This window comes from uncultured Eubacterium sp. (genome assembly GCF_937958975.1).
GTDB lineage: Bacteria > Bacillota > Clostridia > Lachnospirales > Lachnospiraceae > Eubacterium_G.
Genome location: NZ_CALGRE010000035.1, coordinates 15,711 through 29,009, shown reverse-complemented (window position 1 = coordinate 29,009; position 13,299 = coordinate 15,711). Strand labels below are relative to the sequence as shown.

At 35.1% G+C, this 13,299-nt stretch carries 12 protein-coding genes and 1 riboswitch; of the genes, 11 read left to right on the top strand and 1 reads right to left on the bottom strand.

The genetic code is table 11. The features are described from left to right. The first annotated feature begins 251 nt into the window (after window positions 1-251). From Q5O86_RS10900 to Q5O86_RS05430, 11 genes are all read left to right on the top strand, one after another. The gene (locus tag Q5O86_RS10900) at window positions 252-572 is read left to right on the top strand and encodes a hypothetical protein (RefSeq protein WP_368074742.1); all 321 of its coding nucleotides are present in this window, start codon (window positions 252-254) and stop codon (window positions 570-572) included. Between the two features lie 136 nt (window positions 573-708). Next, window positions 709-1,320, top strand: a complete 612-nt coding sequence (locus tag Q5O86_RS05475) for a nucleoside recognition domain-containing protein (RefSeq protein WP_302626138.1) — start codon at window positions 709-711, stop codon at window positions 1,318-1,320. A 39-nt stretch (window positions 1,321-1,359) separates the two neighbouring features. Then, a riboswitch (cobalamin riboswitch) is annotated at window positions 1,360-1,544 on the top strand. 26 nt (window positions 1,545-1,570) lie between these two features. Then, on the top strand, window positions 1,571-2,680 hold the full coding sequence (locus Q5O86_RS05470; RefSeq protein ID WP_302626137.1) for a DUF4430 domain-containing protein: 1,110 nt from the start codon (window positions 1,571-1,573) through the stop codon (window positions 2,678-2,680). Between the two features lie 78 nt (window positions 2,681-2,758). After that, window positions 2,759-4,624, top strand: a complete 1,866-nt coding sequence (locus Q5O86_RS05465; RefSeq protein WP_302626136.1) for a DUF4430 domain-containing protein — start codon at window positions 2,759-2,761, stop codon at window positions 4,622-4,624. Beyond that, the gene (locus Q5O86_RS05460; protein WP_302626135.1) at window positions 4,621-5,490 is read left to right on the top strand and encodes an energy-coupling factor transporter transmembrane component T; all 870 of its coding nucleotides are present in this window, start codon (window positions 4,621-4,623) and stop codon (window positions 5,488-5,490) included. The genes Q5O86_RS05465 and Q5O86_RS05460 overlap by 4 nt, the downstream gene beginning before the upstream one ends. Next, entirely contained in the window at window positions 5,463-7,076 is a 1,614-nt protein-coding gene (locus Q5O86_RS05455; protein ID WP_302626134.1) for an ABC transporter ATP-binding protein, read from the top strand. Before Q5O86_RS05460 ends, Q5O86_RS05455 begins: the two co-directional genes overlap by 28 nt. Then, window positions 7,049-7,744: an ECF transporter S component gene (locus Q5O86_RS05450; RefSeq protein ID WP_302626133.1), complete on the top strand. Its 696-nt coding sequence runs from the start codon at window positions 7,049-7,051 to the stop codon at window positions 7,742-7,744. Before Q5O86_RS05455 ends, Q5O86_RS05450 begins: the two co-directional genes overlap by 28 nt. Before the next feature lie 110 nt (window positions 7,745-7,854). Further along, entirely contained in the window at window positions 7,855-9,204 is a 1,350-nt protein-coding gene (locus tag Q5O86_RS05445) for a cation:proton antiporter (protein ID WP_302626132.1), read from the top strand. 95 nt (window positions 9,205-9,299) lie between these two features. Then, entirely contained in the window at window positions 9,300-9,824 is a 525-nt protein-coding gene (locus Q5O86_RS05440; protein ID WP_302626131.1) for a spore maturation protein, read from the top strand. Between the two features lie 47 nt (window positions 9,825-9,871). Then, entirely contained in the window at window positions 9,872-10,780 is a 909-nt protein-coding gene (gene pfkB, locus Q5O86_RS05435) for a 1-phosphofructokinase (RefSeq protein ID WP_302626130.1), read from the top strand. A 180-nt stretch (window positions 10,781-10,960) separates the two neighbouring features. Then, a complete protein-coding gene (locus Q5O86_RS05430) occupies window positions 10,961-11,311 on the top strand; it encodes a helix-turn-helix domain-containing protein (RefSeq protein WP_302626129.1) in 351 nt (116 codons plus the stop codon). A gap of 80 nt (window positions 11,312-11,391) precedes the next feature. Here the strand turns inward: Q5O86_RS05430 and Q5O86_RS05425 are convergent, their stop codons facing one another. Next, window positions 11,392-13,227 (bottom strand): DUF885 domain-containing protein, encoded by a 1,836-nt coding sequence (locus Q5O86_RS05425; RefSeq protein ID WP_302626128.1) that lies wholly within the window; start codon window positions 13,225-13,227, stop codon window positions 11,392-11,394. Window positions 13,228-13,299 lie beyond the last annotated feature (72 nt).

Below are 13,299 nucleotides of genomic sequence, written 5' to 3'. Positions count from 1 at the left end.
TGACTGGAGTTCTGACGTGTGCTCTTCCGATCTTATCAGGCAGGAATAGAGGTTACGTCACTTCCCGGTGCAGCAGCCTGTATAACAGCGCTTACTATGTCAGGACAGAAAACCAGAAGATTTTGCTTTGAAGCATTTCTGCCAAAAGATAAAAAAGAAAAGGCAAGGGTCTTAGAGAGTCTTAAAGATGAGACAAGGACGATTATTATTTATGAAGCTCCTCATAGATTGACGAAGACATTAAAGAACTGATGAATGTTTTAGGAGATAGGGAGTTAACCATATGCAGGGAGTTGACAAAGAGATACGAGGAAGCGTTTCAGACTACATTTAACAAGGCCTTAGAGAAATATTCCAATTCAGAGATAAAGGGAGAGTTCGTACTGGTTATTGCAGGGAAAGATGAACAGACAATCGAACTTGAAAAAAGAAGTAAGTGGGAGAATATGAGTATTGCTCAACATGTAGATTATTATATAAATCAGGGAAATGATAAAAAAGAAGCAATGAAAATGGCTGCAAAGGATAGAGGAGTATCTAAGAGAGATATTTATAACGAATTAATGAAATAAAAACACTGCATAATCTGTGATAGGTTATGCAGTGTTTTGTATATAGGATATTATGTCGTAAGAGATACTCATTCTTGTAATAAGAAAAATAAAATATGAATATTATTTAATAATAAATCTGTTTAGGGTAGTATGTATGCTTAATTATATTTGGGCATTTATGATTATTATTGGGGTTGTATATGGTTTGATTACCGGAAATATAGAGCAGGTGGGAAACGGTGCAATTTCATCAGCTGAGGAAGCAGTAAAACTCTGTATTACAATGCTCGGAATTATGAGTATGTGGATGGGATTTATGGAGGTGGCTGAAAAAAGCGGATTAATTAAAAAGGCTGAAAAGTTATTAGAACCGGTAATAAGCTGGTTATTTCCCGGGATTCCAAAAGAGCATAAAGCAAGGCCGCATATTATAACAAACATTATAGCAAATATTCTTGGGTTGGGATGGGCGGCAACACCGGCAGGACTAAAAGCGATGGAAGAACTATCCAATGAGCCAATTCCACAAAAAGGCAGAATCATTCCCAGTCATATTTCGACAAATGAAATGTGTACGTTTCTGGTAATAAATATTTCTTCGTTGCAATTGATACCGGTAAACATGATTGCATATAGGAGTCAATATGGCTCAGATAATCCTGCATTAATTGTAGCTCCCGCCATACTGGCAACAATGCTCAGCACATTAGTGGGGGTAATATATTGTAAGGTGATGTGTAGATGTACGTTAAATAGGGACAAATAAATTTGACATGCCTAAAAGGCTGTTATAGAATAGGCATGTAACTTTAACAATAGCTGTGGTCTGAATTATAAATTCAGTTTAAGGGAAGTCCGGTGAAAATCCGGCACAGTCTTTCTCTACTGTAAGAGGGACGAAAAAAGCATTATGTCACGGGGAGACCTGGAAGGCGCTTTTAGTAGGGTGAACTTAAGTCAGGATATGTCAACACAGTTATCTGGTTTTCGCAGGCAAGGCGAAGAAGGAGGAAAAAATGAATCATGTAACAAAAAAAATATTGACTGTATTTATGTCCATGGTAATGTTTTTATCTGTGGCTTTAGTACCTGTCAATGCAACAGAAGCAGGTATTGCGGAAAATACTGTTACGGTAACGGTAGAGAGAACGACAATTGGTCAGGGATTTCTTGTAAGACCTGTAACAGTAGAGGTAAAATCCGGTGACACAGTAGCAAAAGTTTTTGAGAAAGTCATGTCATTAAAAGGAATTACTTATCCAAGCACCGCTGGTGATTATGGATTTTATTTAGAGAGTATTAATAATGCGGATACAGGTATTGTGAATATTCCAAAGGAGATATCAGCCATGCCGGATGTGGCTATGTGGGATGGAAGTGTGGTAAAGGCGCCGACAAATGAAGTAAATGATGGTAATAGTTATGAAAATGGCGGTCTTGGAACAGCTTCTTATAATACAATGTCAGGATGGATGTTTACAGTCAATAATGTAGACACGGGTGCAGCAGCAGACTCTATAGAAGTAAAGCCGGGAGATGTTATCAGATGGCAATTTTCCTTATATGGATATGGAGCTGATATTGGATTTGATACAGAAAGTTATACGGGGATACCAAAAGTAACCCTGGCAAATAAAGATGAACTGATAAGAGAAGCAGCAGTTGTTTCGGAAAATGCTGAGATGATGAAAGATGCAGGGGTAAAGACTGCTTATGAAAACGCAGTTACTTTATTAGAGGAATATAATGCGCCACAAGACAGGATAGATACAGCGTTGATTACACTGCAAAAGGCTAAAAAAGATTATATTAACAGTTTGCAGCAGTCGGAGCCAAAAATTAAGGTGGCAAGGGCAGCGATTAAAAGTGTAAAAAATGTAAAAAGATATAAGGCAAAAATTCGTGTAAAGAAGCTGTCTGGTGTAACCGGATATCAATATAAATACGCTACTAACAAGAAATTCAAAAAAGCAACTGTAAAAACAACGAAAAAAACTTCATTAACAACAAAGAAATTTAAGAAAAAGCAGAGATGTTATGTTCAGGTTCGTGCTTACAAAAAAGTAAAGGGTATAAGACATTATGGAAAATGGAGTAAGAAAAAATCTGTTAAGATAAAGAAATAAATACGGTTTTGTAAAGTATAGGCAGGGGCATCCGTCCTTGCCTATATTATAATACAATAAGGGATAGGAAATAAGTTAATGAAGAATAATATTTATAAAAAATTTTCGACGTGTGTATTATTAATACTTTTAAGTCTGGTTTACATAACTACAGCACAAGGGAAAACGATTTTAAGTAAAGGTGAGACAGAAAAGTATTTGGACAAAATTGCTGTCTATGAGATGGATAAAGTGAAATCTCCTACTTGTGGAAGCATCGGGGGGGAATGGTTAGTTACGGGACTTTCGAGATATGGAGTAATAACAGACGATTATATAAGTATCTACAAATCTAATTTGAAAAAGCATTTGAAAGAATGTAATGGAGTTTTATCTGAAAGGAAATATACTGAGTATTCAAGAGTTGTTATTGCGCTTACGGCAATAGGGGAGAAGCCGGAAAATTTTGCGGGATATAACTTGATTCAGCCTCTTGCTGAGCTGGATAATGTAAAGTTGAGTGGAGCAAATGGTGTAGTGTATGCTTTGATTGCGCTTGATTGTGGAAATTATAGCATTCCTAACCCAAAAAGCAGTTATAATAGAAAGAAGACAACAAGGGATAAGTTGATTCAATCTATTTTGGATAATCAATTGCCGGATGGCGGATGGGCAATAGCGGGAAAAAATGCAGATGTGGATATGACTGCTATGGCAATTCAGGCATTGACACCGTATGATAAAAAGAATGAGCGTGTAAGTGCTGCAATACAAAGTGGATTAAATTGTCTGGGAAAGCTCCAGGAGAGTGATGGGAGTTTTAAATCAGGTGGCAAAAAGAATTGTAACAGTACGTCTCAAGTGTTAATGGCAATGTCTGAGTTAAATATAGAAATTGATGATGAGCGGTTTGTAAAAAATGATAATACGGTAATAGATGGATTACTTCAATTTTATTCAGGCGGCGGCTTTAAACATCTGGAAAATACTTTAGTGAATCAGATGGCAACGGAGCAGGCTATGTATGCATTGACATCATATTATAGAAATATTTGTGGAATGAATAGATTTTACAGTATGAGTGATGGAATTGTAAAGAGAACGATAGTCAGGGAAAAGGTCAATACAAATAAAAATGTTGGCAGAAAACAAACAAGAAATAAGAATAAGAAAAAAAATGAAACAAATACAATTCCTACATTGAATAAAAGCGAGAGAAAAACTGACCGTAAGGATGTAGAAACATTTAGTGAAAAAATAGAAACTTCAACAGCAAATAGGAAAGTTAAAAGAAGTAAAAACAAGGACAATAAGGTGGCTGTTACAGATAATCTGCCAGAAGAAATAGTAAGTATTGAGAAAAACGCTATGGAAAGCAAGGGAGAAGAACACAGACAAAATAGGAAGAATAAATCTTTTCTCTGGATGATTCTTGTGGTCATATTACCGGCAGGTGCGGGAATGGTGTATTATTTATTTAAAAAAAAGAAGATGAAAACATTAGGATTGTTTTTTCTGGTTTTCATTTGTATTGGAACGAGTGGGTGCAAAAAAGCAGAAACGAAATCAAGTGAGGTTGGAACCTGTACAATCATGGTAGAATGTTCTACGGTGTTTGACAATTTGGAAAAATTGGATAAGTCGGTAAAAGATTTTATTCCTGAAAATGGAGTGATTATTGAGAAAAGAGAGGTACCGGTTTACGAAAATGATAATGTTTATGAAGTTTTGAATCGGGAATTGAAAAAAGATAATATTTTAATGGAAGCTTCATTTACAGGAAGTAGTGCATATATAGAAGGAATTGATAATATATATGAATTTTCCTGCGGTGATTTATCAGGATGGGAGTATTGTGTAAATGGGGTATATTCTAATACAAGCTGTAGTGAGTATTATGTAAAAGACGGAGACGCAATTGAGTGGCATTATACATGTAATTTAGGAGAGGATTTAAAAAATTGACAGATGAGTTTTCAAGGTTTCATCCATTAGTAAATATAGTTTTTTACATTATGGTACTAGGGATAACAATGTTTCAGATGCAGATGGGACTCGTAATAATATCCTGTGTTTGTTCTGTAACATATTGTGTATATTTAAAAAGAGAAAAAAGCATAAAATTTTGTGTAATGGCTTTTAGTGTCTTTATATTTTCGTGTATTATAAATCCTTTATTTTCACATAAGGGGGCAACTTTGCTTTTTTATTTATTTACAGGAAATCCGGTGACATTAGAGTCTATTGTGTATGGAATATTTGCTTCTCTAATTATTGTGGCAATGTTGTTTTGGTTTTCTACCTTTAATGTAGTTATGTCGGAAGATAAGATTTTGGCGCTTATCGGAAAAGTGATGCCAGGGGTTGCACTATTGCTGACAATGATATTTCGGTTTGTGCCAAAGTTTACAAGACAGAGCAGAGAGATTGCAATGACTCAGAAGGCATTACATGGAAAACCGAATAAATGGATAAATAAGATGAGAAATGGCGCCTATAACTTTTCGATAACAATTACCTGGGCATTGGAAAATTCGGTGGAGACGGCGGATTCCATGACAGCCAGAGGATACGGTGTTACGAAAAGGACAAGTTATAATCATTATAAAATAGAAAAGAGAGATGTGGTTGTTATTTTATGGATGGCAGTATTGTTTGTCATTCTCTGTGGAGCGTTATTTAGAGGAGAAATAAATACATTTTATTATCCATATATAAGGGTGAAGGGGAATATTATAGTTTACATAATTTATTTTACTCTGTGTGTTATGCCCATAATAATAAATATTAAGGAGGATATAAAATGGCACAGATTGAAATCAAAGATTTAACGTTTTTTTATCCTGATATGGAGAAAGGCGGTTATTTAGAAAATCCGGCATTAAAAGATATCTCACTTGGTATTGAAAGAGGAGAATTTGTACTTTTATGTGGAAAGACGGGATGTGGGAAAAGCACATTTTTAAAAAGTCTGAAACCATCAATCAGACCAAAGGGGAGATATGAGGGATGTGTTCTTTTTCAAAATATGGAGCTGGATTATCTGACTGAGAGAGAGCAGGTAGAAAAAATTGGATTTGTAATGCAGAATCCTGATAATCAAATCGTCACAGATAAAGTATGGCATGAGCTGGCATTTGGATTAGAAAATCTGGGATATCGTTCAGAGGAGATAAGATTACGCACGGCGGAGATAGCCGAATATTTTGAAATAATGGATTTGTATTTTATGGATACCGATAAGTTGTCGGGAGGTCAGAAACAATTATTAAATCTGGCGGCAGTATTGATAATGAATCCGGATGTATTAATATTAGACGAGCCGACTTCGCAGTTAGATCCTATCGCAGCAGAAAAGTTCGTCGGTTCCCTAAAAAAAATCAACGAGGATTTCGGCATAACGATAATTTTATCTGAACACCGGGTAAGTTCTGTTATGGATATTGCGGATAAAGTAATTGTAATGGATGATGGAAAAATTATCAGATATGGTGACACAAAAGAGGTAGTGGCTCATATTCAGGATGAAGATTTAGGAAAATTAATGCCGATTCCTACTAGAATATTTGAAAAGTGTTATACAGAATATAGTGGAGATATACCAATTTCCATAAAACAGGGAAGAGAATGGATTGCAGAGAAAATTGTTCAAAATATAAAAATACAAACAATAGTTGAGGATTCCGGTAATTTAAACATTCGTAAAAATGAGCGGGCAATTTGTTGCCAGAATGTATGGTATCGTTATGAAAAGAGGGAAGAGGACATTGTAAAAGGTCTTAATTTCACAGTAAAAAAGGGAGAAATTTTTGCGATTCTCGGTGGAAACGGTACGGGAAAGACTACCACGATGTGGTTGCTTTCGGGGGTGAAAAAACCATATAGAGGAAAAATACATATGAACGGAAAAGTGGCATTATTGCCACAAAATGTACAAAATCTGTTTTATAGAGATAGTGTTGGAGAAGAGTTAGAGGGAGCAGATAAGCAGCTTATTCGTAAAATGGGATTGAATAGTCTTCAAAAGAGACACCCATATGATATTAGTGGTGGGCAGCAGCAAAAAGTAGCAATTGCAAAGGTGCTTATGGAAAATCCGGATATTTTACTGCTGGATGAACCTACAAAAGCTATCGATGGGATTTATAAAGAGGAATTGGGAAAATTATTGGTAGACTTAAAGAATCAGGGGAAGACAATTATTATAGTAAGCCATGATTTAGACTTTTGTGGAGAGTATGCTGACAGGTGTGGATTATTTGCAAATGGAAGTCTTATTGCGGTAAATTGTTGTAGAGAATTTTTTGCAGGCAATAGATTTTACACTACAACTGTCTCAAAGATGGCAGGCAGGATGATTGAAGGCGCTGTTAAGATGGAGGATGTGGTATGTTATATGAAGTCAATTATCCATTAAAAGCAGAAATAGATTTTAGCTTTTGGCTAATGAGAGGTTATTATATTATCTCAATAATTATAATTGCAGTATCCATTATTTTATTTTTGTGGTCGTTTGAAAAGAGAAAGCCCAAAACAAGGGAGGTTGTTTTGTTGTCGGTAATGACTGCATTGGCAATTGTAGGAAGAGTCGCATTTTTTATGACACCGCAAATTAAACCTTGTGCAGCAATTATAATAATAACCGGAATCATGCTTGGAAAGCAGTCCGGTTTTTTATGTGGTGCGTTCACTGCTTTTGTGTCAGATTTCTTTTTTGGGCAGGGTCCCTGGACTCCCTGGCAGATGATGGCTTTTGGATTGCTCGGTTTTTTTTCAGCAGTTATTTTTTCGGGAAAAATCAAAAAATATATTTATAACAGAGTTGTAATATCAGTTTATGGCTTTATAGTAACATTTTTTTTGTATGGAATTGTTTTGGATACGGCAACCGTGTTTATGTATACAGATGAACCAAAGCTGTCTGTTTTTTTAGCCACATATATGAGTGGAATATTTTTTAATATGATTCATGGTTTATCTACAGCTGTATTTTTGTTTTTAATTTCAAAAATCATCTTTGCAAAAATAGAGAGATTAAAAAATAAGTTTGATATGTTTCATACATATAGGGGCAATAACGAATAAAAAAAGTTGAAATTGTAATTGAATGGTGCTATTATGTATCAGGTTGAAAAAAGGACATATTTCGACTGTAAATATATGTTTATGTTAGTATACGAAAAGAGGGATACATAATGGAACAATATGGATATCTTTGGCAGTTAGCGTTAATTCTCGGAAGTACAAAGCTCTTAGGTCTGATGACAAAGAAATTCAACATGCCACAGGTTGTAGGAGCACTTTTGGCAGGGTTGGTTTTAGGACCAGCTATTTTAGGAAACTTATTGACAGGAGTAACGCTTGGTGGACATCAGTTAGTTGATTTTACGCTTTATCAGACACCGTTTATCGACCATTTGGCAGAGATTGGTGTTATTGTATTAATGTTCTGTGCAGGACTTGAAACAGATGTGAATGAACTTAAGAAGTGTGGACTTGCATCGTTTGTTATAGCGCTATTAGGTGTGATTGTTCCACTAATTGGTGGCGGTGCATTTACATATTGGTTCCTCTATGAAGGATGGATTGAGCCGGCAGAGGGAAGCACGCTGTTTGTTCAGGCAGTATTTGTGGGGGTAATATTGACTGCGACATCTGTAAGTATTACAGTAGAAACATTGCAGGAAATGGGAAAATTAAAAACTGCATCCGGAAACGCTATTTTAGGGGCAGCAATTATAGATGATATTCTGGGAATTGTAGCTCTTACAATTGTAATCAGTCTTGGGGGAACAAAGTCTGAAGCAGCAGATTCGGCTCCGCTTGGGATTGTATTATTAAAAATTGTACTGTTTTTTGTATTTGTTGGAGTGTTTGGATATATTATATATAAATTATATAAAAAGTGGTGTGAACATGACGGAAGAGGAAAGCATAGACATGCGATTATAGCATTTGTAATTTGTTTATTAATGGCATTTGCAGCAGAAATCTTTTTTGGTGTTGCAGATATTACGGGAGCCTTTTTTGCCGGTGTAATTATTTCAATGACACAGAAAGACCAGTTTATCGCTTCCAAATTTGATGTAGTTGCTTATATGTTTTTAAGCCCTGTTTTTTTTGCAAGTATAGGACTCAAAGTAAATGGTGATGCTGTTATGCATATGGGCGCAGTAATTGCTATTTATGCAGTGGTTCTCACGCTCATAGCAGTTATTACAAAAGTAATCGGATGTGGACTCGGTGCCAAGGTATGTGGATATAAGAATTACCAGTGTTTGAGGATTGGTGTTGGAATGGTGTCGAGGGGAGAGGTTGCTCTTATTGTTGCGAATAAGGGAATCGAAGCCGGATTAATGAGTTCCAGTGTGGTTGCTCCGGTGATTATTGTGGTGATTGTGACTACGATTATCACACCGATAATTTTGAAACCGGTATTTTTAAGAAAAGGTGCAAACGGTGTTGATATACCAACAAATAGTAAGCTCGTTGAAAATTATGAAGAGAGAAACGAGATGTTCGTTGGAAAACCGGGAAAGAAATAGAGATTATAAAGTTATAGGAACCTATGTTTATGTCATAGGTTCTTTTTTTATACCATAAAATATATAAGAATGGAATACGGCAGTCGGGAGGTTACATGTCAGTTATTGTATCAATTTCTTCTTTCATAATACCGGGAATAATGTTTTTTATAGTGATATATGGAATAATTAAAAAGCAAAATGTGTATGATGATTTTGTAAGCGGTGCAACCGGAGGATTAAAAACGGTAATTAAAGTGATGCCTACATTAATAGGTCTTATGGTTGCAGTAGGTGTTTTAAGAGAGTCAGGGTTTATGGAGTTTCTGGGAACATGGATGGGAAAGTTGACAAATCCTATTGGTTTTCCGGGAGAGTTAATGCCGGTTACAATTGTGAAAATATTTTCGTCATCTGCGGCAACAGGAATGGTCTTGGATATATTTAAGGCATATGGTCCTGACTCATATATGGGAAAAGTAACATCACTTATGATGAGTTGTACGGAAACGGTATTTTATACAATGTCCGTGTATTACATTACGGCGAAAGTCACAAAGACGAGATGGACTTTACCTGGTGCAATTTTGACAACAATTGTGGGAACAATTGCCAGTGTAATACTTGCAAATTTAATTTAAATAATATATATTTTGAGTAAGTAAAGCGAAAAAACGGAGGTACGGAAATGATATATACGGTTACGTTTAATCCATCTATTGACTATATTGTTTCAGTAGAAGATTTGAAATTAGGTTATGTTAATAGAACATCAGCGGAGTTAATGTTTCCCGGTGGGAAGGGAATTAATGTATCGATGGTTTTAAGTAATCTGGGAATAGAAAATACAGCGTTTGGTTTTTTAGCAGGTTTTACAGGAGAGAGTATTCAAAATATGCTCGAAGCTAACGGTGTGAATGCGGATTTTATTAAGGTTAAAGAAGGAACAACAAGAATTAATGTTAAAATTCGTGCCCAACAGGAAAGCGAAATAAATGGAATGGGACCAGCCATAGACGAACAGGATATTAAGGCATTATATGAAAAACTTGGAAAATTAAAGGATGGCGATATTTTAGTTTTGGCCGGAAGTATTCCTACGGTGATGCCGGAAACAATGTATAGTGATATTATGGAATATCTTAAAGATAAGGATATTAAAATAGTGGTTGATGCTACAAAAGATTTGTTATTAAATGTGTTAAAATATAAGCCATTTTTTGTTAAGCCAAATAATCATGAACTGGGAGAAATTTACGGAGTAGAATTAAAGACGAGGGAGGACGTGGTGCCTTATGCAAAAAAAATGCAGGAACAGGGAGCCAGAAACGTTCTTGTGTCGATGGCAGGAGAGGGAGCCGTCTTGGTAGCAGAAAATGGAGAAGTATATAAGAGCAGGTGTCCGGAGGGAAAGGTGCGAAATTCTGTGGGCGCAGGTGATTCTATGGTTGCAGGATTTATTGCAGGTTTTCTGAAAACGGGTGATTATAAAGAGGCGCTTAGAAGCGGTCTGTTGACAGGAAGCGCCAGCGCATTTAGTGATAATCTTGCAACATTAGAAGAAGTGGAGAAGCTGGGTGAAACATTTAAACTGTAGAGATTTTGAAGACCGTACGCAATCCTGGAATGCGGCTGATGCCGCTTCCGGTGGCTTAGAAAAATAGTTTTTTTATCAAAAGATAAAAAAGTTAGTATACTTTTAGTACAGCAATAGTAGCTGGAACGATGCAAAAAATGACGTTAACATTCTTACCAACAGATAGTTTGGGGTTACATAATGAAAGAATGTACGAAAGATAATTTTGTAAAGTGTTCAAAACGACTGTATAGAATAAGGGAAACATTGGGGTTTTCCCAAGAAAAATTTGCAGAGGAAATTAAGATTTCATATACAATGTATAAGAAAATAGAAAAGGGAGAAACTTCTTTATCCACTAAGCATTTGTGCAGATTAAATGAAGTGTATGGAATATCCTCAGATTATATACTTTATGGAAAAACAAATAGAAATTTAAAAGAAGTATCCCGGTTTATTGTTAATTGTACAGAGTACGATAAAATGTATTTATTATTATACCTGAATTATATGAGAATAAAAAATGAAAAGATTACTAATAAATTCAATTGATACCTGAAAAGGGGCTGGATAATGGCAGATATCCAGCCTTTTCCTTTATAAACAATTTGGTCATTCTATGATTAGATTTATTATTTTGCATATTCATACATAATCCATTTGTTAATGACATCAAAACTGGCAGGACCAATAGAGAGAAATGCTTTGTGAAAACGTTTTAGGTCAAATTGTGTCTCGAGTTTTTTCTGCATTTTATTTTTAAGATTTAAAATCTCTAAGTATCCCACATAATATTTTAAGTAGTTTGCAGGTTCCTCTATCACGGACTGAAATATTGTCTCGCATACTTTTTTGTCTTCAATATTATAATTTGAAAGAAATTTTTCGGTATCTTTTTGTGTCCAGCCCTCATAATTGATACCAATATCACAGAGCGAATATAGTGCAAGGGAGTAAGAGGCACTGCAGGACATTGCATTTGCTAACTGTTCATTGGAGTATTGGTAATAATAGGATAGAAATTCCACATAAGTTGCCCAGCCCTCCGTGTATCCGCCATAATTTATAATTTGTCTGATAGGAAGAGGGTTGGTGCAGGAAAAGTACCATGATTGATACATATGTCCCGGTATACCTTCATGTGCCAGGGTTGAATAGATGTCCTGTTTTTTATTTTTTTCGCTGCCATTAATATAAATAACATTTTGTGATGGCATATCTATTGGTGGAGATAAATAAAATGCCGGGCTAAGAAAGTCCTCTAAGCTTTTATCCACATATTTCAATTCATAGGAAATATCAGAAAGTTTTTCAGAGCCGCATATTTCAGGAAAATCTTTAGAAGATTTCTTTTGCAAGTCTTTAATAATTTCTGCAGCATCCATAGGATTTTTCACATCACTGTAAAACTGTTCTTCTAATTCCGGATTTACAGTCAGGAGAGAGTACATAGTCCGCATGTCATGTGCTAAATTATTTTGTATATCAGATTTTATTTCCATTACGGACTGGCTGCTTCCGGTATAATTTCTTGTAAGATATTCGTAGTAATCTTTACCGTTTTCAAGATAATATAGCCCGTTTTTATTTTTGCAATGACCGTCAGATTTCAATTTGGATAGTGTTGCTATAATTGAATCATATGCCGGAAAAACACTTTCTTTTATTATTTTCAGGTTTTCATTTATGTATGTGGATTTCTCATTTTTGCTTAAGAAAGATAAAGCATTTATTTTCTGCGTAAATGATTTGTGAAGGAGATTGTTTTCAGGATTTTTATCTCCAATAAATTCTCTACATTGTTTAATAATTTTTTCACAGCAGAAATCAGTAATAAAGCAATTGTTCTCGGCTTTAATTTTTTGAAACTCACAGATTTGCCCATAGTAGTCTTTTAATTGCCATAAAAGTGTGAGGTAATTATCGATATCTTTTTTAGAAAAGAAAGTATATTCTGCAAATAAGATTGGAAGCTGTGCCTGCAATCCAGTAGTTGGACTGAGAACCTCGGAGCAGAGGCAAAGGTCGGCAAAGTCCAGCTGGTCTTTAAAATGTGACATAAGTATGTCGTAAGTAATCTGTTGTTCTGTGAGCAAATCATTATATTGAAAAGTTTTTAAATTGTTTATTTCGTTAATATAATATTGCTGACTTTGTGACATAGATTCATAGTTGTAATCTCCAAGTGTCTGTGGGGCATTTTCTATATCAAAATCCTGAGGATTTAACAGATAGAAATGCATGCTTAAGGAATCAGACATTATTTGTCCGGCAAAAAGTTCGTTTGCATAGGTATCGAATTGATATTGAGTGTCATTTTGGTATAATTTTGTATTTTTATTTTTTGGAACCAATTGAAATATGATTGCGACACAAAGTAGAATTGCAGCCAAAGTACATATGATATATTTTGGTGTAAAAAGTTTTTTGCCGTGGAACCATGGTATATTTTGTAATTTTATGTTCATGTTTTAAGGATACTCCCAAACTCTATTTATATAAAATATAAATTAAATCGGGATTGTATGATATTTTATTAA